Here is a 21,655-nt window from a genome sequence, read left to right on the forward strand (position 1 = left end):
TGATGGCAAAGAGGTCACACCCGTTCCCATACCGAACACGGAAGTTAAGCTCTTTAGCGCCGATGGTAGTTGGGGGTTTCCCCCTGTTAGAGTAGGACGTCGCTAGGCAATGAGGAAGATGGATGAACATCCATCTTCTTTTTTTTGTGTTTAACAGACTGTTTTCATACACTTTGTTGCTTTTGAAAGTGTTGCTTTTCGTTCCAGGCTGCTCGCTTTCCGGGGGGTGTGCGATGAGCCATCTCGACGCTTTGCGCCCTGAGTTGTCTCATCTGTCCCACTCATCCCCCAGGAGTCTCGCACCTTCCACTACAATCAACTGTCAAAGGAGAAGAAGATATTTTGAAGTCTAAATCTCAAAAGAAGATATAAAGAGAATAAGGCGGTTTGGCAGCCGCCAAACTTCTGATGTTGGGTATTGGGGGTTGGATGCCCCGGGGTATAGAGCTTGGATCGCGCAGGGAGAGGTTGTCGAGATTTAGCGAACGGCCTTTATTTTTGATTTTAGACTTAATGGAGGTTCGTTCCGACTTAATTTGCTCTCCTTTCGACTTAATTTAAGTGCATTCAGACTTAATTAGACCACGTAGATACCCCGCACCGTATGCTTCGAAGGTCAGTTCCAACTACGAACCCCTCTTACAACCCTCAAAATAGGAAGAAGATGGCCAGAGCCATCTTCCAGCACGCGATATTCTTCCGCAAAAGCTCCAAATTTCATCTCAAAAGCCCCTCAAGAAGCTCTTACAATCATCACCCAAGTCAAAAACTCACCCAAACAGCCCTGATCTCCCTTCCCAAGCCCCAAATGAGATCTCCTCATCAACCCAAAGCCACGTAATTTCACGGTAATCCTGATTTTATTCACGGTAATCATTCATATATTCACGGATAAGCTTCATAATTTCACGGATAAAAAATTTTATCGAATTTTCGACACCACCACCCACCGCCCACCACCGACTCATTGTACTCATCTCATCTTCACGCGCACATCCATCCTCCTCCAAAAGCATCATCTTTTCGACAGAATCATACAGGTTAAGAAGGTAATCATGAGGCAATAATGGTGGATAGAGATTTGCATTTTCGGAAAAAGGCAGGCTATAATATAACTATAGTCAAAGTTAGTCAAAGTCAGAAGGGGGAGGGGAAATGAGGAATATTTCAGATGTAATTGAAAGTTACTTAAAGCAAATTCTCTCGAGCTCTAATGATCCGTCCATTGAAATTAAGCGGACGGATATAGCTGAAAGATTTCAATGCGTGCCTTCTCAAATAAACTACGTGATAAACACGAGATTTACGATTGAAAAAGGCTTCGTAGTGGAAAGTAAAAGAGGTGGAGGAGGATATATTCGGATCATGAAGGTCCGTACCGAAAGCTCTGCCCACTTAATTGATCACTTAACCACCTTGATTGGTGAGAGGATATCGCAAGGCAACGCAGAAAATGTAATAAAGAGACTTATGGAAGAGACGATCGTTTCAGAACGGGAAGCAAGACTTATGCTGAGCGTGATGGACAGATCCATTTTAAAGCTTAATCTTCCAGAACGAGATGAATTACGCGCAGAATTATTAAAAGCTATGATAAAAACGTTAAAATATCGAACCACATAGCCCTTTTATTCATTCTATATAAAGGGAGGGAGCAGAATGAATTGTGAAGAGTGCCATGAACGAGAAGCGTCTTTACATTTTACAAAGATCATAAATGGTGAGAAAACAGAATTTCACATTTGTGAACATTGTGCTAAAGAAAAAGGAGAATTCTTGCCGGGGTCGAATTCTTTTTCCATTCACCAATTGCTTTCTGGGCTTTTACACGGTGATGGACATGTCCCGAATACGCCATCATCCAACTTCATTCCGCCCTCATTAAGCTGTGAAAAATGCGGAATGAGTTATTATCAGTTTGCGAAGATCGGCCGCTTTGGGTGTGATAATTGCTACAAGGCGTTTGAATCGAAACTTAATCCTATTTTTAAAAGAGTTCATGGTGGTAACACTTTGCATGCGGGAAAGATTCCACTCCGTGCAGGAAGCAGTATTCAAGAAAAAAAGCAGCTTCAGCAATTAAAGCAAGCTTTGCAGCAGTATATATTAAATGAGGAATTTGAAAAAGCTGCTGAAACAAGGGATGTCATCAGAGAGATCGAGCACCGCTTGCAACAGGGGAGGGATACGTAACCGATGTCTTTGGAACGATTTATCAGTGACGCGATCAGTCCCTGGATGAAACGGGAGGGGCCGGAATCGGATATAGTTCTATCGAGCCGTGTCCGACTTGCAAGGAATATTCATCAATATGTATTTCCCATCGCAGCAGATAAAGAATCGGCTCACGAAGTCATTTCAGCGATCTCGACTTGTATGAGCTCAGAAAATGAAGAAGAAGCAGAAAAGCTTGAAATGCTGATGATGGAGGAGTTAAAGCCTGTTCAAAAACGGGTACTTGTTGAGAAACATCTGATCAGTCCCAATTTAGCAGAGCAAGCGAAATATGGTGCAGTTCTCATGAATGCAGATGAATCGGTCAGCATCATGGTGAACGAAGAAGATCATATACGCATCCAATGTTTAGCACCAGGTTTTCAATTAGATGAAGTGCTTCATCGGGCGAATGAGATCGATGATTTTATTGAAAAGAACGTTGATTATGCGTTTGATGAAAGACGAGGATATTTAACAAGCTGTCCGACGAATGTAGGAACTGGACTTCGTGCCTCTGTCATGATGCATCTTCCAGCCCTCGTACTCTCAAAAAAGATGAGCCGCATCATCCCAGCGATCAATCAGCTAGGGTTAGCGGTAAGAGGGATCTACGGCGAAGGTACTGAGGCGCAAGGAAACATTTTTCAAATTTCAAATCAGATGACACTAGGCAAGTCGGAAGAGGATATAATGGAAGATCTCGCAGGTGTCGTCATGCAGGTCATCCAACAAGAACGAGCAGCTCGTCAACAGCTGCAGGATGGATTGAAATTACAGCTTGAAGACAAGTTATTCCGTTCGTTGGGAACATTAGAGAATTGCCGGATCATCCAATCAAAAGAAGCTGCTAAATGTTTATCAGATGTGCGGCTTGGCATTGATTTAGAGATTTTACCTGGCATTTCAAAAACGATCCTCAATGAGCTTATGATACTTACACAACCAGGTTTTCTTCAACAATATGCAGGTGAAGTTCTAACTCCAGAAGAACGTGACATAAGAAGAGCCACTTTAATCAGAGAAAGAATAAAATTGGAAAACCGATAAGGAGCGTGACGAGTATGATGTTTGGTCGTTTTACTGAGAGAGCACAAAAAGTTTTAGCTTTAGCACAAGAAGAAGCGATTCGTTTAGGTCATAATAATGTGGGAACTGAACATATCCTGCTTGGACTGATCCGTGAAGGAGAAGGAATTGCAGCAAAAGCCCTTCAAGTTCTTGGTCTAGGGCCAGAAAAGATTCAAAAAGAAGTGGAAACATTGATCGGCCGCGGTCAGGAAGCTGTTCAAACGATCCACTATACGCCTCGTGCTAAAAAAGTGATCGAACTTTCCATGGATGAAGCTCGTAAACTCGGACATTCATACGTGGGAACGGAACACATTCTATTAGGCTTGATCCGTGAAGGAGAAGGCGTTGCAGCTCGTGTTCTCAACAACCTTGGTGTCAGCCTTAACAAAGCCCGTCAACAAGTGCTGCAGTTACTAGGAAGCAATGAATCTTCTTCTAGTCATAGAGGTTTATCTGCTAGTGCCAACACACCTACGTTAGACAGCTTAGCTCGCGATCTAACAGCGATTGCCCGTGAAGGTACACTAGACCCTGTAATCGGGCGTGCGAAAGAAATTCAGCGTGTAATCGAGGTTCTGAGCCGTCGTACGAAGAACAACCCTGTATTGATCGGTGAGCCAGGTGTTGGTAAGACGGCTATCGCTGAAGGTTTAGCACAGCAGATCATCAATAACGAAGTGCCAGAAACCCTTCGTGATAAGCGTGTAATGACGCTTGATATGGGTACAGTTGTAGCTGGAACGAAGTACAGAGGTGAATTTGAAGACCGTCTGAAAAAAGTAATGGATGAGATCCGCCAAGCTGGGAACATCATTCTGTTCATCGACGAACTTCATACACTGATCGGTGCAGGTGGAGCAGAAGGTGCGATCGATGCATCCAACATTCTAAAGCCAGCTCTTGCTCGTGGGGAACTTCAATGTATCGGTGCTACAACACTTGATGAGTACAGAAAATATATTGAAAAAGATGCAGCGCTTGAGCGTCGTTTCCAGCCGATCACGGTTAACGAGCCAACGAAGGATGAAAGTATTCAAATTCTTCAAGGACTTCGCGATCGTTATGAAGCTCACCACCGTGTAACGATCACGGATGAAGCGATTGAAGCATCTGTTCAGTTATCAGATCGCTACATCTCAGATCGTTTCTTACCAGATAAAGCGATTGATCTTATTGATGAAGCGGCTTCAAAAGTTCGTCTTCGTTCATATACCGCACCACCGAACTTAAAAGAGCTTGAACAAAAGCTAGAGGAAGTTCGTAAAGAGAAGGATGCAGCTGTTCAAAGTCAAGAATTTGAAAAAGCGGCTTCACTTCGAGATTCTGAGCAACGCCTTCGTGAAGAGTTAGAAAAGACGAAGGATGTGTGGAAAGAGAAGCAAGGTAAAGAAAACACAGAAGTAACACCAGAAGATATTGCACAAGTTGTATCGTCTTGGACGGGAGTTCCGGTTTCCAAGCTTGCTGAAGAGGAAACAGAACGCCTTCTGAAGATGGAAGAGATTCTGCATGATCGCGTTATCGGCCAGTCTGAGGCTGTAACGGCAATCTCTAAAGCTATCCGAAGAGCACGTGCTGGACTAAAAGATCCGAAGCGTCCGATCGGCTCATTCATCTTCTTAGGACCAACAGGTGTAGGTAAAACAGAGCTTGCAAGAGCTGTTGCTGAGACACTATTTGGTGATGAAGATGCAATTATCCGTATCGATATGTCTGAGTACATGGAGAAGCATACAACATCTCGTCTCGTTGGATCGCCTCCAGGCTATGTTGGACACGAAGAAGGCGGCCAGTTAACAGAAAAAGTTAGAAGAAAGCCTTATTCTGTTATCTTGCTTGATGAGATCGAAAAAGCGCATCCTGAAGTATTCAATATCTTGCTTCAAGTGCTAGAAGATGGTCGTTTAACTGATTCTAAAGGACGTACGGTTGATTTCCGTAACACGGTTGTGATCATGACTTCAAACGTAGGAGCGAGCACGCTTAAGCGTAACCGTTCTCTAGGATTTGCTGTTCATAACGAAAGTCAAAAGTACAACGATATGAAGTCTAAAGTAATGGATGAACTAAAACGTGCTTTCCGTCCAGAGTTCTTGAACCGTATCGATGAGATCATCGTGTTCCATTCTCTAGAAAAAGAGCACTTGCTAAGAATTGTTAGCTTGATGGCAGCATCACTGAAACAACGTTTAAGTGATCAAGGTATCGAGATCGAGTTAACACAAGCTGCGCTCGAAAAGATTACAGAAGAAGGATACGATCCAGATTACGGAGCTCGTCCGTTGCGTCGTGCTCTACAGCGTAAGATTGAAGATCGGTTATCTGAAGAGCTTCTAAGAGGAAATATCAACAAAGGGCAGACCGTTAAGATTGATGTTGAAGAGAACGATTTTGTCGTTCAAACGGTCTAACTTTTACCACATATGAGAATATCCTACAAAAGACCCGGAAGACAGACATGTCCTCCGGGTTTTTGTCGAAATAATCTTAGCTTTCGCCTTTTTTTGCAGAGTTCAAATGGAAGTAGTTGTTAGGTTTTATGGTATGATATGAGTGAATAAATCTTGATATTTTCAGTGTTTAACTTATTAAAATAGTAAACCTATATTGATATACAATGATGCCTTGAAAGTGGTTGATTTCCGTTACAGGTGTTCGCTTTCCGCGGGGCGTGCGGTGAGCCCCCTGCCGCTTTGCGCCTTTAGGGGTCTCTCCTGCCCACTCGTCCCGCAGGACAAGGAATGCTTCGGCAGAGACACATCGCACGAAGAAAATTTGAAGTTTAATTTTCGAGGAGTCTCACACCTTTCACTCGAATCAACCTTTCTATGAAGTCTTTTCAGGGATACTTTAGAAGCACCAATTTACGAAGCATCTGAAAGTAGAAATTAAAGGTTATCGAAATAGATAAATAATAAAGTGTTAAGTTCGGAAGAGGAGTTTTTATAGATGGCTAAAGTAAAATCAATCTTTCTTTGCCAAGATTGTGGTTACGAATCACCGAAATGGATGGGGAAATGTCCCGGTTGCCATGCGTGGAACACGATGGTGGAGGAAACGATTCGACCTGAAAAAAATATTAGGGGTTTAACCTCTGGCGGAGATAAGAACGTAAAGCAGAAACCTCAGTCGATAGCGGATGTAAAAAGCGAGCAAGAGCCGCGCATACCGACAAACTATCAGGAGTTCAACCGTGTACTAGGAGGAGGAATCGTTCCAGGTTCAATGGTTTTAGTTGGTGGAGACCCCGGAATAGGTAAGTCCACCCTGTTGCTGCAAACATCTGCACAGCTTGCAAAAAAGGGAGAGCGTGTTCTATACATATCTGGTGAGGAGTCTGTGAAACAGACGAAACTGCGTGCCGACCGTTTAGAGATCGATGCAAAGGACTTGTTTGTTTTAGCAGAAACAGATCTAGAACTGATCGAACAGGCGATGGCGGATGTGATGCCTTCTGTGATGATCATAGATTCGATTCAAACCGTCTATCGAGCTGAAGTTACTTCAGCTCCAGGGAGTGTATCGCAAGTACGAGAGTGTACATCGCATTTGATGCGAATGGCGAAAACAAAAGGTATCGCTGTATTTATTGTAGGACATGTTACAAAAGAAGGAAATATCGCGGGTCCGCGTCTTTTAGAGCACATGGTAGATGCGGTATTGTACTTTGAGGGTGAACGGCATCACACTTTCCGAATCTTACGAGCAGTTAAGAACCGCTTTGGCTCGACGAATGAAATCGGTGTTTTTGAAATGAAAGAAGTAGGTCTTGAAGAAGTATTAAATCCTTCTGAAATTTTTTTAGAAGAACGTTCCAAAGGGGCAGCGGGTTCGACCGTAGTTGCTTCTCTAGAAGGGACACGACCGATGTTAGTAGAGCTTCAGGCACTAATATCGCCAACAAGCTTTGGTAATCCTAGAAGGATGGCTACTGGTATCGATCATAACCGCGTCTCACTGCTCATGGCCGTTTTAGAAAAGAGAGTTGGATTGCTGCTTCAGAACCAGGATGCTTATCTAAACGTTGCAGGCGGTGTCCGACTGGATGAGCCGGCGATCGATCTTGCAGTTGCGATCAGCATCGCTTCAAGCTTTCGCGATTCACCAACCAAGCCAACAGATGTTATGATTGGAGAAATAGGATTAACGGGAGAGGTTAGAAGAGTTTCCCGTATCGAGCAGCGCGTACATGAAGCTGCGAAGTTAGGTTTTACGCGAGCTATTATACCTGATAAAAATATCGGTGGCTGGACGGTTCCAAAAGGCATTCAAGTCGTCGGGGTATCGACCGTTTATGAGGCATTACAAGCAGCGTTAGGAGGGTAAAGTATATTATGGACCATGCGATAAAAGAAGCAATCATAAGCCAAATGTTACAGCTAGTTGCTCCCGGAACACCACTGCGAGAAGGGATCGATAACGTACTGCGAGCGAAAACAGGTGGACTGATCGTTGTTGGATATAACGATAAAGTAAAAGATATCGTTGATGGAGGTTTCTCTATCAATTGCAAATACTCACCAGCATCTCTATATGAACTTGCTAAGATGGATGGTGCGATCATTTTAAACGAAGATGCTGTTAAGATTCTGTATGCGAACACACAACTGATTCCAGATACGGTTATTCCGTCAACAGAAACGGGGATTCGTCACAGAACGGCAGAACGTGTTGCGCGTCAAACAGGCAACCTTGTAATCTCCATTTCTCAACGTCGTAACGTAATCACTTTGTATCAGGGGATGATTCGTTATTCGTTAAAAGAGATCGGTGTGATCTTAACGAAAGCGAATCAAGCGATTCAAACGCTTGAGAAATATAAAGTTGTTTTCGATCAAAGTGTTACGAACCTTGGCGCTCTAGAATTTGAAGAATTAGTGACTTTCCAAGAAGTTACACAAGTTATTCACAGAATTGAGATGGTTTTACGCATAAAAAATGAGATTATTAAATATGTTAATGAACTTGGTGTTGAAGGAAGGCTCATAGGAATCCAGATGGAGGAGCTTGTTTCTAACATCGAGGAAGAAGCATTGCTTTTAATCAAGGACTATATGAAAGATCGTCAAAGTGATCCTTATGCGATTCTTCGCCAATTGAACAAACTATCATCTGAAGAATTGTTCGATGAATCCGTTATTATGAAACTTTTAGGCTTCTCAGCCGGTATGAATATGCAGGATGAGACGATTCATCCACGCGGTTACCGTATTCTTGGCAAGATTCCAAGGCTTCCTGCGGTTATTATCGAAAATCTGACAGATGCATTTGAAAACCTTCCGCAAATTTTGCGCGCGTCCATTGATGAATTGGACGAGGTAGAGGGTATCGGTGAGATCCGTGCCAAAAAAGTAAAAGAAGGTCTAAAACGCATTCAGGAACAGCTTTTCGTCGATCGTCATATCTAGAGAAAACTTCCTCTGTAAAAAAAGGAATTTTCTATCTTTTACACGTTTTTAATACGGTCATTTTGTAAATAATGATTAGGGGAGGTGAATCAGGCATGCTAAAAAGAATTGTTCAGCTATTTTTCATTGTAATAGGTGGCATGCTCGGCTATCTATATATACCAGATCTCATTCGTGTACTTAACTTCGGTGATCTTCCGAATCAGGTAACATCCCCATATGTCGGGGCAGTAATTGGTGCACTTATACTTTTTTTATCTACATTTTGGCTGTCAGATTACGTAGTAGGTTTAATCCGCTGGGCTGAGGAAACGGTAGTAAAAGCTCCAGCAACTGACCTTTTATCTGGGACGATGGGGCTGATCATCGGACTGATCGTCGCATTTTTGATCCAGTCACCGTTAAGTTCTATGGATATTGTTGTGGTCAGTTCCATACTGCCGATCGCTATTACATTCCTGCTCGGTTACTTAGGCTTTCAGGTAGGTTTTAAAAAGAGAGATGAGTTGATCCAGCTGTTCTCTTTGAAAAGCCAAGGAAAAGAGCGTAAAAAAGAAGCTGAGATCGAAATGCCGAGTGGTAAGTATAAGATCCTAGATACGAGCGTTATTATCGATGGCCGAGTGGCTGATATCTGTCAAACTGGCTTTTTAGAAGGTCCGCTCATTATTCCTCGTTTTGTATTAGAAGAATTACAATATATTGCGGATTCTTCAGATGTTCTAAAGCGTAACAGAGGACGCCGAGGTCTTGATATTCTAAATCGGATTCAAAAAGAGCTTTCTATGAAAGTTGAAATCTATGAAGGTGACTTTGAAGAAGTTACGGAAGTGGATAGCAAGCTAGTAAAACTCGCTCAGCTGTTATCCGGTGTCGTCGTAACGAATGATTTTAACTTGAACAAAGTATGTGAACTGCAAAACGTTGCAGTACTAAATATTAATGATCTTGCAAATGCGGTTAAACCGGTTGTTCTTCCAGGCGAAGAGCTTGTTGTACAAGTGATCAAAGACGGAAAAGAACAGAGTCAAGGTGTTGGCTATCTAGACGATGGAACGATGATCGTCGTAGAAGATGGTCGTGATTATGTAGGCAAGACGATTGATGTTGTTGTAACTTCAGTACTCCAAACATCAGCGGGCAGAATGATTTTTGCTAAAAAGAAACTATTAGAAAAAGCATTGTAACGAACGGTGGGGAAGCACGTGAATTATTGGACAGTCATTCCTGCTGCTGGACAAGGTAAACGCATGAAAGCTGGAATCTCTAAGCAGTGGATCGAGCTTTTAGGTGAGCCGGTCCTCGCGCACACGCTGCATGTGTTTGAAAAAGATCCGCATTGCGAAGGTGTGATCTTGGTCGGCAGTGAAAAGGAATTGCAGCAGATGCAAGATTTTGTAGAGTCGTTCCAATATCAAAAAGTGCGCAAAATCGTTCCAGGCGGAAAAGAGCGTCAGCAAAGTGTTTATGAGGGTTTGAAGGTCGTACCTACCGATGCCGACCTCGTCCTCATTCATGATGCAGCGCGTCCTTTCATCACACATGATTCTATTTTACAACTAGTTAACACGGCACGAGAAACAGGCTCTGCCGTGTTAGCTGTTCCTGTTAAGGACACGGTTAAGCGGGTAATCGAGAATCAAGTGGAAGAAACGATCGACCGTTCCAGCTTGTGGGCTGTTCAAACCCCGCAAGCTTTTCGTCTTTCTATCGTAATGGATGCACACAGGAAGGCAGACGAAGAAGGCTATATTGGAACGGATGACGCAAGCCTAGTGGAACGAATTGGACAAACAGTCGCTATTGTAATGGGAGACTATCATAATATAAAATTAACTACGTCTGATGACTTGTTATTTGGACAAGCCATTTTGTTAGAGAGACAGGGGGAAAAAGCATGATGCGCATCGGACAGGGTTTTGATGTACATGCCTTCAGTGAGGGGCGTCCGTTAATTATTGGCGGCGTAACGATTCCTTATGAGAAGGGACTTTTAGGGCATTCTGATGCTGACGTTCTTTTGCACGCAATCACAGATGCATTGTTAGGCGCAGCGGGTGAAGGAGATATCGGCAAACACTTTCCGGATACAGATCCAGCCTATAAAGACGCAGATTCGAAGCGTTTGCTGCTCGATTCTTGGAAATTGGTTAAGAAAAAAGGTTATTCTTTAGGTAATATAGATTGTACCATCATTGCTCAAAAGCCAAAGATGCTTCCGTACATCGAAGAGATGCGCGGAGTGATCGCCGGTATTTTTGGGGTTGATGCAGAGAGAATCAACGTGAAGGCAACGACGACTGAAAAGCTAGGATTCCCTGGACGTGAAGAGGGAATCGCAGCTCAAGCGGTTGTTTTGATAGAAAAGGCATAGTTGTACTGCTGTAGAAGGAAGGATATGGAGTTTAAGGGAGCGGTTGATTTCCGTTCCAGGTTGCTCGCTTTCCGGGGGGCGTGCGGTGAGCCTCTTAGCGCTCTGCGCTATTAAGAGTCTCACCTGTCCCGCTGATCCCCCAGGAGTCTCGCACCTTGCACTCCAATCAACTTTTCAATGAAGAGGATCAGTCAAGCGATCCAACCATTCATCTAAAGAAGAAAAAAATTATAGAGGTGAAACATGATGGCAAACGAAGTTCGAGTGCGTTATGCACCAAGTCCAACGGGACACTTACATATAGGGAATGCACGTGCAGCTCTATTCAATTATTTATATGCTCGCCACTCTGGCGGAAAGTTTATTATTCGTATTGAAGATACAGATCAGAAGCGTAACATTCAAGGTGGAGAAGAGAGTCAGCTGGATCACTTGAAATGGCTTGGTATGGATTGGGATGAAAGTGTTGATATCGGAGGAGATTACGGTCCGTATCGTCAGATGGAACGTTTAGATCTATACGAGAAGTATACAGATGAACTACTTTCAAAAGGTCTTGCATACACTTGTTATTGTACGGAAGAAGAGCTTGAAATTTCTCGTGAAGAGCAGATGGCTAAAGGAGATACTCCGGTTTATGACGGACGTTGTCGAAACTTATCAGTTGAAGAAAAAGCGGCTCTAGAAGAAGAAGGCCGCCGTCCGAGCATTCGTTTTAAAGTTCCACAAGACCGTACGATCACGTTTGATGACATGGTTAAAGGTGAAGTTTCGTTTGAATCGAGCGGTTTTGGTGATTTTGTTATCGTAAAAAAAGATGGAATCCCGACTTACAACTATGCGGTTGTTATCGATGATCACGAAATGGCGATCACCCATGTACTGCGTGGGGATGATCACATCTCAAACACACCAAAGCAGTTATTGATCTATGATGCACTAGGTTTTTCGCATCCGAAATTCGGTCATACAACACTGATCGTGAATGAAAATCGTAAAAAGTTAAGTAAACGTGACGAGTCGATCGTTCAGTTTATCGAGCAGTACAAAGATTTAGGATACTTGCCAGAAGCGCTGTTTAATTTTATTGCGTTATTAGGCTGGTCTCCGGGTGGAGAAGAAGAGATCTTCAACCGTGAGCAGTTTATTGAGATCTTTGACCCGAACCGTTTGTCAAAAGCACCTGCCGTTTTTGATACACAAAAGTTAGAGTGGCTGAACAACCAATATATGAAGCAGCAAGACGTAGCTCGTATTGTTGAGTTATGCATGCCTCACCTTGTAAAAGCGGGCAGAGTGTCTATGAACCCTAGCCCTGAAGAACAAGAGTGGATCACGAAGCTTGTCGCTCTTCATCAAGAAAAAATGAGCTACGGTGCTGAGATCGTAGACCTAACTGAACTTTTCTTCAAAGAAGAGATCGAGTATGAAGGAGAAGCACTTGAAGTATTGCAAGGTGAAGGTGTTCCTTCCGTTATGGAATCGTTCTTAAATCAGATCGAAAACAGTGATTCTTTTGAAGCGGAAGACATCAAAGCAATGATGAAAGCTGTTCAAAAAGAAACAGGTCAAAAAGGAAAGAACTTGTTCATGCCGATCCGTGTGGCGACGACTGGTCAGCAACATGGTCCAGATCTGCCTGCTGCTGTTTCTCTTTTAGGTAAAGATGTGATTATCAAGCGCGTAAATGCTGTGCTGACTCAAATTAAAAAGTAATAAAAGTACACATTTTGCAAAGATTATAATATAGTAAAAGAAACTTATAATAAAAGCGTAAAACGCAGATGAGGAAAGTAGGCTAGCGCCTTTTCATAGTAGAGAGAACCATCACCGGCTGAAAGTGGTTCATGAAAATGCTTGCTGAAGTGCCCCTCGGAGTCCCTTGCCGAAAGTGTTAGTAGGTTTGGGCGGCAACTCCCCGTTATGGAGCTCAAGGGAACAGGTGGTTTTTAATAGCCTGTTAAACAGAGTGGAACCGCGTCTATCCGTACGTCTCTGTGTCATATTTGGCACAGGGGCGTTTTTTATTTTTCTAATGTCTGGTTTATTTCTAAACTTTTGTTGCTTATGAATCACTTTTTTTCAACTTTGCCTAGTTGATTGTAGTGTAAGGTGCGAGACTCCTGGGGGATCAGCGGGACAGGTGAGACTCTTAACAGCGCATAGCGCTAAGAGGCTCACCGCACGCCCCCCGGAAAGCGAGCATCCTGAAACGGAAATTAACAACTTCCAAGAGCAGCATAGTTTACTACAACAGCTTTAAATTTTATGCAAGGAGGTTGGAGAACATGTTTTCAGCCATGAAAGAAGACATTCAGGTTGTTTTTGAGAAAGACCCAGCGGCCAGAAGTTCATTCGAAGTATTCTTAACATACTCTGGACTGCACGCGGTTTGGGCCCATAGATTAGCACATAAGTTATTCAAACGAAACTGGCTGTTTTTAGCCCGCTTGATCTCGCAGATCAGCCGCTTTTTTACCGGCATCGAAATACACCCTGGTGCACAGATCGGCAGACGCTTTTTTATCGACCACGGTATGGGTGTGGTGATCGGCGAAACGTGTATCATCGGCAATGATGTGACGCTCTACCAAGGCGTTACGCTCGGAGGTACGGGTAAAGAAAAAGGTAAAAGGCATCCCACGCTCGAAGATCATGTTCTTGTTGCTACAGGAGCCAAGGTGCTAGGTAACATTACCATCGGCAAAAATTCAAAAGTTGGGGCAGGATCGGTAGTTCTTCAACATGTACCGCCTGATGCGACCGTAGTTGGAATACCAGGAAGAGTCGTGATTAAAGACGGCATCAAAGTAGGATGCGAACTTGATCATCGAGATCTGCCTGACCCGGTAGCTGATAAATTTAGAGAGATGCATAATGAGATGAAACGAATGCGCGAAGAACTGGAAACATTGAAAAAAGGGAGTGAAGGTTAAATGGGTATTAAAATCTATAATACGATGACACGTCAAAAAGAGCTTTTCGTTCCGTTAGAAGAAGGAAAAGTGAAGATGTATGTGTGCGGACCGACTGTATATAACTATATCCATATCGGTAACGCAAGACCGGCGATTGTTTTTGATACGGTAAGAAAGTACTTGGAATATAGAGACTATGACGTGCAGTTCATCTCCAATTTTACGGATGTTGATGATAAGCTCATCAAAGCAGCGAAAGAGATGGGAAGCGATGTCCCAACGATCGCTGAGAAGTTCATCCATGCGTATCACGAGGATACTTGCGCATTAGGCGTACAAAAAGCTGACGCACATCCGCGCGTAACAGAAACCATTCCAGAGATCATTGAGTTTATCGAGAATCTCATCAAAAAAGGGTTTGCTTATGAAGCAGCGGGAGATGTTTATTTTAAAACGCGTTCGTTCAACGGTTATGGTAAACTTTCTCATCAATCGATCGATGATCTAAGATCTGGAGCAAGAATTGAAGTTGGAGAGAAAAAAGAAGATCCGCTTGATTTCGTGCTATGGAAAGCGGCGAAAGATGGAGAGATCTATTGGGAGAGTCCTTGGGGGAAAGGTCGCCCAGGCTGGCATATCGAATGCTCGGCGATGGCGAAAAAATACTTAGGTGATTCGATCGACATTCATGGCGGCGGTCAAGATCTAGCCTTCCCGCATCATGAGAATGAGATCGCGCAATCGGAAGCATTAAATGAAGCTCCGATGGCTAAGTATTGGATGCATAATGGGTATATTAATATTGATAACGAAAAAATGTCTAAATCACTTGGGAACTTTGTTCTGGTTCATGATCTTGTCCAACAGCAGGATCCGCAAGTTATTCGATTCTTTATGCTTGCCGTCCACTACCGAAATCCGATCAACTTCAGCCAAGAGTTGTTAGAAGCGGCAGAGGCAGGATTGAATAGGATCCGTACGTCTTATGAAAACTTGAAACATCGCTTGAGTGTATCGGCAGATCTTGCTATGGATTCAGAAAAATGGACTCAGCTTGTTAAAGAAACAAGAGAGAAATTCATCGCGGATATGGACGATGATTTTAACACGGCGAATGCCATCTCTCATCTTTTTGATTTTTCGAGAGAGGCGAACGTATACCTGCAAGAGAAGAACACTTCTAAAGCCGTTATTACAGAGTTCATTGCTCTGTTCGATGAGCTTGCTGGTGTGCTCGGACTTACTCTTCATAAAGAAGAAGAATTGTTAGATGAAGAGATTGATGCTCTTATTCAAGAACGTAATCAAGCGCGTAAAGAAAAGAACTTTGCCCGCGCTGACGAAATTCGTGATCAGTTAAAAGAACAGAACATTATTTTGGAAGATACCGCACAAGGTGTTCGGTGGAAAAGAGATAGGTAAATGAAGATTACAGACTCAGATATTAAACAACTGAACGGAACTACGCTTGCTTATATGGGAGATGCAGTAATGGAGCAGTTCGTGCGTGAACACCTTATCCGTAACGGACAGGTGAAGCCGAATAAGCTCCATGTATCTGCCACAAAGTTTGTTTCAGCAAAAGCGCAAGCAAACATGGTTGTTCAACTGCTTGAAGAGAACTATTTTACAGAAGAAGAGGTCGCTGTGATTAAGCGTGGCCGCAATGCGAACCAAGGTACCGTTCCGAAAAATACGGATGTTCAAACGTATCGGCATGCCACAAGCTTTGAAGCGATCATCGGTTATCTCTATCTGTTGAATAACCATGAACGATTAACGAACATGATGGAATATGTGTTATCAGAAAATAAAAAAGGGGAGGTCTAAAGATGAGTGAAGCAAAAGAACAAAAAGAACAAAAAGAACAAGAACTGATCATCGGCCGAAATCCGGTTATGGAAGTTCTGCGCTCCGGCCGTGATATTAATAAAATTTTCGTAGGTGAAGGATCTCAAAAAGGACCTGTGAGCACGATCGTCTCGATGGCTAAAAAGCAAAACGTCCTTGTGCAATATGTACCAAAGCAAAAGCTCGATTCATTAAGCGGAGGAGGCAATCACCAAGGTGTGATCGCGGGTGTTGCAGCCTACTCTTACGCAGATATCGATGATTTATTTAAAATTGCTGAAGAGCGTGGAGAAGAGCCGTTCTTTCTTTTATTGGACGAGCTTGAAGATCCGCATAATCTAGGTTCGATCATGCGTACGGCTGATGCAGTCGGTGCACATGGCATCATTATTCCGAAAAGACGTTCCGTAGGACTGACGGCTACAGTAGCAAAAGCTTCAACGGGTGCGATCGAGTACATTCCGGTTGTTCGTGTAACGAATCTTGTCCAAACGATGAAAGAGTTGAGGGACCGTGGTATGTGGTTCGCCGGCGCTGACATGAAAGGGAAAGATGACTACAGACAAGCGAAGTGGGACATGCCTTTAGGTCTTGTGATCGGAAGCGAAGGAAAAGGGATGGGAAGACTCGTATCAGAAACGTGCGATTTCCTAGTTCAGCTTCCGATGAAAGGGAAGGTTACCTCGCTTAATGCATCCGTTGCAGCTAGTCTCTTGATGTATGAAGTGTACCGTAACCGCAATCCGTTAGAAGTCCGAAAATGAAAACTCGCCACTATTTGATTGTTGATGGCTACAACATCATTGGCGCATGGCCCGAATTACGGAGCTTAAAAACATCGGATTTTGCCAAAGCAAGAGACCTGCTGATCGAATATATGGCAGAATACCAGGGAACGACTGGGTATCAAGTAATCGTCGTATTTGATGCCCATCTCACACCTGGCACAGAGAAAAAAACGAAAAACCACCGCGTTGAAGTCATTTTCACACGAGAGAACGAAACGGCAGATGAGCGAATTGAACGTCTAGTCGGAGAGTTAAAATCAATCGATAAGCGAATATATGTAGCAACTTCAGACTCAACAGAGCAGTGGCAGATTTTTGGCAAGGGCGCATTGAGAAAATCTGCGAGAGAATTAAAGAATGAGATGGACGAAATCGAAAAGCATATTCATGTGTCCGTTGGCGAGCGGAAAAGGAAACAAACCTCCTCCTCTATCCTTCTTTCAGACGAAATTGCCGAAATATTTGAAAGATGGAGAAGAGGGCAAAAATAAGGAATCTTGACGCTTTTGTGAACTATGAGCTATAATATTGCTATATTTTGCCGGTAAAAACCTGGTGGGGGGATTTGTCGTGAACATAGATCTCAAGGAACGGTCAGTAAGCGATTACGAGCTCATGGAAGATGAAAGCCTTGTGGAACTGGTTCATGAGGGGGACAGCGCAGCACTTGAATATTTGATCAACAAATATAAAAACTTTGTTCGTGCGAAAGCAAGATCATACTTTTTGATCGGTGCAGACCGAGAAGATATCATTCAAGAAGGCATGATTGGGCTGTATAAAGCCATTCGCGATTTTAAAGAGGACAAGCTGTCGTCCTTTAAAGCTTTTGCCGAACTATGTATAACAAGGCAAATGATTACCGCTATCAAAACGGCAACTAGACAAAAGCACATTCCGTTAAATTCTTACGTGTCGTTGGACAAGCCGATCTATGATGAGGAGTCTGACCGTACACTAATGGATGTTATATGCGGTACAAAAGTCACTGATCCAGAAGAACTGATTATCAATCAAGAAGAATTTGATGATATTGAAGTGAAGATGGGAGAAATATTAAGTGACCTGGAACGCAAAGTTCTGATGCTGTATCTTGACGGAAGATCGTACCAGGAAATCTCAGTGGATCTCGACAGACACGTGAAGTCCATCGACAACGCGCTTCAGCGAGTGAAACGTAAATTAGAGCGTTATTTAGAGCTAAGAGAAATATCATCTTAAGAGCAGGGATTGTTCCTGCTCTTTTTCTTTTGGACATGAGTAAATGGTTAGCTGATGTGTGTGAATAGGTGGCCTTTGTTTATGGTGAGGGGGTATCAGAACGGGTAATAGTAGTCGGATTTTGTCAACTCGCCGATATATGCGCAAAACTCGCGGGATTATAGCCGAAACTCGCGGGATTAATGCTGATATTTCATGGATTAGCATCTAAGAATACCGGACTGGGTATATGTTAAGTGCCTGATTTGAGTAGAAAATCACATGAATCATTGTGCTCACAAGAACAAAACAGCAAGCTAAATCATTTTCAGCTGACTTTTCACCCGATTTTATCGATGAGAGATGACTTTTAGCGTCAATTTTGTTTAATTACACTGCCGCCAAGCTGTCTGGAGTACAAGACACAGTCGCATCACTAGCAAAGTTAAGCATCTAAAACGTAAATCAACCACTTACATTTCCAATACAAATAGCTTGCTAAACGTCATTTTCCCTTTATTGACAAGCGTATACCCCTATGTTAAGGTTTTAAAAGTAACATTGTAACGTGGATGAGTGGCTTTGTCGCACGAAAGGTGTTTATTTAGCATGAGAAAAAAAGTTTTTTTAGCCTGTAAACAATGCTCAAAACGAAATTATACAACGATGAAGAACCAGCAAAACAATCCTGAACGAGTCGAGGTTAAAAAGTTTTGCAGCTACTGCAATGCTCATACCATTCACCAGGAAACGAAGTAAGCGAAACAAGCTTTTTTTATAAATGTTAATTGATCAAAAGGCATGGGGGTTTATGAAGATGGCGGATGTTGCAGAAAAGACAAAAAAATCACCAGCAAAGTTTCTTTCCGATGTAAATAAGGAGATGAAGCGTGTAAGCTGGCCTTCGCGAAAAGAATTATTTCGCTATACGGGGATTGTGCTGTCAACTGTAGTGATTATGGCTTTGTTCTTCTGGGTTGTGGATCTAGGGATTTCACAATTAGTTGAGCTTATTTTAGGGTAGATTAGATATAGCTTCTTTTGGATAGAATGCTAGAGTATATCCATTTTAGGAGGGAAAGGACACGGGTCCCATCGTATGGAAAAAAATTGGTACGTAGTTCATACCTATTCAGGTTATGAAAATAAAGTAAAAGCAAACTTGGAAAAGCGTTTGGAATCTATGGGGATGACAGATAAGATTTTCCGTGTACTTGTACCTGTAGAAGAAGAGACCGAAACAAAGAACGGTAAGACAAAAACAAGCATGAAGAAAGTTTTCCCTGGTTATGTATTAACGGAAATGGTCATGACGGATGATTCTTGGTACGTTGTACGTAATACTCCTGGGGTAACAGGATTTGTCGGTTCTGCTGGAGCGGGCTCAAAGCCAACGGCACTTTTGCCTGAGGAAGTAGATCATATTCTTAAAGGTATGGGTATGGAAGCTCCGCGCGTTGAAGTTGATTTCGAAATCAAGGAATCTGTAAAAGTAAAAGAAGGTCCTTTTGCTGACTTTGTTGGTACGATCGAAGAGATCGACGCAACAAAACAGAAGCTGAAAGTTCACGTCAACATGTTTGGCCGTGAAACACCAGTTGAACTTGAGTTTACCCAAGTTAGCAAGTTATAATGGAAAAAGACTTGTAATCACTTCAAAAAGGTGATAGAATTTTTTATGTTTGATATTACTAATCAACTGCTTCCTCTCTTTTAGGAGGGGAAGCGTATTTTTGAGTGGGAGGGTTTCGGCCCATAATACCACATCACGGACTTAAGGAGGTGTGTCGCGTGGCTAAAAAGGTTATTAAGATGGTAAAATTGCAAATCCCTGCTGGTAAAGCAAACCCGGCACCGCCAGTTGGACCTGCACTAGGACAAGCTGGGGTAAACATCATGGGATTCTGTAAAGAATTCAACGCTCGTACTGCTGATCAAGCTGGTTTAATCATTCCGGTAGAAATCACGGTTTTCGAAGACCGTTCATTTACATTCATCACTAAAACTCCTCCGGCTGCTGTTCTTTTAAAGAAAGCTGCGGGAATCGAGTCAGGTTCTGGTGAGCCGAACAAGAAAAAAGTTGCGACTGTAAAGCGTGATAAAGTTCGCGAAATCGCAGAATCAAAAATGCCTGACCTAAACGCTGCTAGTGTTGAAGCTGCAATGCGTATGGTTGAAGGTACAGCACGCAGCATGGGAATTGTTATCGAAGACTAATCCCTGTGTTTGATGTCTATTAGGTTGCGAGTAAATGGATTGATATCCTGCCCGTCAAACGGTTCGCAACCTTTATTCATGCAATGCGTGTAATTGCACTTGATCTTTTAGTGCAATAAGTGGGAGGAATATCCGCTAAACCACATAAGGAGGACAAAACAAATGGCAAACAAAGGTAAGAAGTACCAAGAAGCGGCTAAATTAGTAGACCGCACAAAAGCATATGACGCTGCAGAAGCGATCGAGCTAGTTAAAAAAGCTGCTCCTGCAAAATTTGACGAGTCTGTAGAAGTTGCAGTTCGTTTAGGTGTAGACACGAAGAAAGCTGACCAACAAGTTCGTGGAGCAGTAGTGCTTCCAAACGGAACTGGTAAGACTCAACGTGTATTAGTTTTCGCAAAAGGTGAAAAAGCAAAAGAAGCTGAAGCTGCTGGAGCAGATCACGTTGGCGATTCTGACTACATCAACAAAATCCAACAAGGTTGGTTCGAGTTCGACGTAATCGTTGCAACTCCGGACATGATGGCTGAAGTTGGTAAACTTGGACGTGTTCTAGGACCTAAAGGTTTAATGCCTAACCCTAAAACAGGAACAGTTACATTTGAAGTTGAAAAAGCGATTAACGAAATCAAAGCTGGTAAAGTAGAATACCGTGTCGACAAGACTGGTAACGTTCACGTTCCAATCGGTAAAGTATCTTTCGAAGCTGAGAAGCTTGCAGAAAACCTTAACACAATCATCGAAACATTGTTGAAAGTTAAGCCTGCAGCTGCAAAGGGAACTTACATGAAGAACGTTGCTGTTTCTTCAACAATGGGACCTGGGATCAAAGTTAATCCATCTTCATTTGCTGTAAAACGATAGTTGACAAACGGGTTTATACCCGTTATATTATATACTGTTAAACACAAACGCATCAGATGAATGCCGTAGACAGCAGGAGCCAACTGGCTTAAATCTTCCTGCCGAGGTGAAGCATCGATAAGCTCATTAGTTAATTACTTATGACTTTAGATACTCACGCCTCCATGTCTCGACATGGAGGCTTTGTTTTTGGACAAAACCTGCGGTGATGCAATCATTTTACAGGAGGTGTAATAATGAGCAGCATTTTAGAAACAAAAAAGCAGTTAGTATCCACTATTTCTGAGAAAATCAAAAATAGCCAATCAACAATCCTTGTTGACTACCGTGGTCTTACTGTTTCTGAGGTTACTGAACTTCGTAAGTCACTGCGTGATGCTGGCATCGAGTTTAAAGTTTACAAAAACTCAATGGTAGTTCGCGCTGCTGAAGAAAACGATCTTAACCTATCAGAACACTTAACTGGTCCTACAGCGATCGCATTCTCAAATGAAGATGTTGTAGCTCCTGCTAAGATTCTTAACGACTTCGCTAAGAAACACGAAGCGCTTGAGATCAAAGCTGGTGTAATCGAAGGACGTATCGCGTCTCTAGAAGAAGTGAAAGCTCTTGCTGAACTTCCATCAAGAGAAGGTCTTCTTTCTATGGTACTCAGCGTGCTTCAAGCACCTATCCGCAACTTTGCGTTGGCTACTAAAGCCGTTGCAGAACAAAAAGAAGAACAAGGCGCATAAGTCTTATCTTCAA

Annotated in this window: 22 protein-coding genes, 1 rRNA gene and 2 other annotated features; all 23 genes read left to right on the forward strand. The window is 42.8% G+C overall.

The features are described 5' to 3' along the window. A 5S ribosomal RNA gene (gene rrf / locus H9648_RS18800) occupies positions 1–108 on the forward strand; the annotation flags it as partial. A 1,047-nt stretch (positions 109–1,155) separates the two neighbouring features. Continuing rightward, positions 1,156–1,623, forward strand: a complete 468-nt coding sequence (locus tag H9648_RS18805) for a CtsR family transcriptional regulator (protein ID WP_191755297.1) — start codon at positions 1,156–1,158, stop codon at positions 1,621–1,623. Between the two features lie 36 nt (positions 1,624–1,659). Further along, complete coding sequence (gene mcsA, locus H9648_RS18810) at positions 1,660–2,193, forward strand: protein-arginine kinase activator protein McsA (protein WP_066390592.1); 534 nt, start codon at positions 1,660–1,662, stop codon at positions 2,191–2,193. 3 nt (positions 2,194–2,196) lie between these two features. Next, on the forward strand, positions 2,197–3,264 hold the full coding sequence (gene mcsB / locus H9648_RS18815; RefSeq protein ID WP_191755298.1) for a protein-arginine kinase McsB: 1,068 nt from the start codon (positions 2,197–2,199) through the stop codon (positions 3,262–3,264). A gap of 14 nt (positions 3,265–3,278) precedes the next feature. Continuing rightward, the gene (gene clpC / locus H9648_RS18820) at positions 3,279–5,699 is read left to right on the forward strand and encodes an ATP-dependent protease ATP-binding subunit ClpC (protein WP_191755299.1); all 2,421 of its coding nucleotides are present in this window, start codon (positions 3,279–3,281) and stop codon (positions 5,697–5,699) included. Between the two features lie 538 nt (positions 5,700–6,237). Next, positions 6,238–7,614 carry a DNA repair protein RadA gene (radA, locus tag H9648_RS18825; protein ID WP_191755300.1) on the forward strand — a complete coding sequence of 459 codons (1,377 nt, stop codon included), beginning with the start codon at positions 6,238–6,240 and terminating at the stop codon, positions 7,612–7,614. Positions 7,615–7,622: 8 nt separating this feature from the next. Then, the gene (disA, locus tag H9648_RS18830) at positions 7,623–8,696 is read left to right on the forward strand and encodes a DNA integrity scanning diadenylate cyclase DisA (protein ID WP_191755301.1); all 1,074 of its coding nucleotides are present in this window, start codon (positions 7,623–7,625) and stop codon (positions 8,694–8,696) included. Between the two features lie 95 nt (positions 8,697–8,791). After that, entirely contained in the window at positions 8,792–9,883 is a 1,092-nt protein-coding gene (locus tag H9648_RS18835; RefSeq protein ID WP_191755302.1) for a PIN/TRAM domain-containing protein, read from the forward strand. Positions 9,884–9,901: 18 nt separating this feature from the next. Further along, a complete protein-coding gene (ispD, locus tag H9648_RS18840; RefSeq protein WP_191755303.1) occupies positions 9,902–10,597 on the forward strand; it encodes a 2-C-methyl-D-erythritol 4-phosphate cytidylyltransferase in 696 nt (231 codons plus the stop codon). Beyond that, positions 10,594–11,070, forward strand: a complete 477-nt coding sequence (gene ispF, locus H9648_RS18845) for a 2-C-methyl-D-erythritol 2,4-cyclodiphosphate synthase (RefSeq protein ID WP_191755304.1) — start codon at positions 10,594–10,596, stop codon at positions 11,068–11,070. Before ispD ends, ispF begins: the two co-directional genes overlap by 4 nt. Positions 11,071–11,316: 246 nt before the next feature. Continuing rightward, a complete protein-coding gene (gene gltX / locus H9648_RS18850; protein ID WP_191755334.1) occupies positions 11,317–12,786 on the forward strand; it encodes a glutamate--tRNA ligase in 1,470 nt (489 codons plus the stop codon). A 56-nt stretch (positions 12,787–12,842) separates the two neighbouring features. Beyond that, positions 12,843–13,070: a binding site (T-box leader), on the forward strand. A 207-nt stretch (positions 13,071–13,277) separates the two neighbouring features. Beyond that, positions 13,278–14,006, forward strand: coding sequence for a serine O-acetyltransferase (gene cysE / locus H9648_RS18855; protein WP_225219006.1), 729 nt, complete (start codon positions 13,278–13,280; stop codon positions 14,004–14,006). Continuing rightward, on the forward strand, positions 14,007–15,410 hold the full coding sequence (gene cysS, locus H9648_RS18860; RefSeq protein WP_191755306.1) for a cysteine--tRNA ligase: 1,404 nt from the start codon (positions 14,007–14,009) through the stop codon (positions 15,408–15,410). It begins immediately after the preceding gene. Continuing rightward, positions 15,411–15,818, forward strand: a complete 408-nt coding sequence (locus H9648_RS18865) for a Mini-ribonuclease 3 (RefSeq protein ID WP_191755307.1) — start codon at positions 15,411–15,413, stop codon at positions 15,816–15,818. A 2-nt stretch (positions 15,819–15,820) separates the two neighbouring features. Continuing rightward, positions 15,821–16,603, forward strand: a complete 783-nt coding sequence (gene rlmB, locus H9648_RS18870) for a 23S rRNA (guanosine(2251)-2'-O)-methyltransferase RlmB (protein WP_191755308.1) — start codon at positions 15,821–15,823, stop codon at positions 16,601–16,603. Beyond that, positions 16,600–17,118: an NYN domain-containing protein gene (locus H9648_RS18875; protein WP_191755309.1), complete on the forward strand. Its 519-nt coding sequence runs from the start codon at positions 16,600–16,602 to the stop codon at positions 17,116–17,118. The genes rlmB and H9648_RS18875 overlap by 4 nt, the downstream gene beginning before the upstream one ends. Positions 17,119–17,197: 79 nt before the next feature. Then, complete coding sequence (sigH, locus tag H9648_RS18880) at positions 17,198–17,848, forward strand: RNA polymerase sporulation sigma factor SigH (RefSeq protein WP_066390628.1); 651 nt, start codon at positions 17,198–17,200, stop codon at positions 17,846–17,848. A 588-nt stretch (positions 17,849–18,436) separates the two neighbouring features. After that, positions 18,437–18,586 (forward strand): 50S ribosomal protein L33, encoded by a 150-nt coding sequence (rpmG, locus tag H9648_RS18885; protein WP_077365486.1) that lies wholly within the window; start codon positions 18,437–18,439, stop codon positions 18,584–18,586. Between the two features lie 58 nt (positions 18,587–18,644). Next, the gene (gene secE, locus H9648_RS18890; RefSeq protein ID WP_082861218.1) at positions 18,645–18,851 is read left to right on the forward strand and encodes a preprotein translocase subunit SecE; all 207 of its coding nucleotides are present in this window, start codon (positions 18,645–18,647) and stop codon (positions 18,849–18,851) included. Positions 18,852–18,926: 75 nt separating this feature from the next. Continuing rightward, positions 18,927–19,460, forward strand: coding sequence for a transcription termination/antitermination protein NusG (nusG, locus tag H9648_RS18895; RefSeq protein WP_191755310.1), 534 nt, complete (start codon positions 18,927–18,929; stop codon positions 19,458–19,460). 158 nt (positions 19,461–19,618) lie between these two features. Continuing rightward, positions 19,619–20,044: a 50S ribosomal protein L11 gene (gene rplK / locus H9648_RS18900; protein WP_066285502.1), complete on the forward strand. Its 426-nt coding sequence runs from the start codon at positions 19,619–19,621 to the stop codon at positions 20,042–20,044. Between the two features lie 162 nt (positions 20,045–20,206). After that, on the forward strand, positions 20,207–20,908 hold the full coding sequence (gene rplA, locus H9648_RS18905; RefSeq protein WP_066390636.1) for a 50S ribosomal protein L1: 702 nt from the start codon (positions 20,207–20,209) through the stop codon (positions 20,906–20,908). Positions 20,909–20,953: 45 nt separating this feature from the next. After that, positions 20,954–21,105: a sequence feature (ribosomal protein L10 leader region), on the forward strand. Between the two features lie 39 nt (positions 21,106–21,144). Continuing rightward, the gene (rplJ, locus tag H9648_RS18910; protein ID WP_066285506.1) at positions 21,145–21,642 is read left to right on the forward strand and encodes a 50S ribosomal protein L10; all 498 of its coding nucleotides are present in this window, start codon (positions 21,145–21,147) and stop codon (positions 21,640–21,642) included. The last annotated feature ends 13 nt before the right edge of the window (positions 21,643–21,655 follow it).

The sequence above is a fragment of the Fictibacillus norfolkensis genome, assembly GCF_014836645.1.
GTDB lineage: Bacteria > Bacillota > Bacilli > Bacillales > Fictibacillaceae > Fictibacillus > Fictibacillus norfolkensis.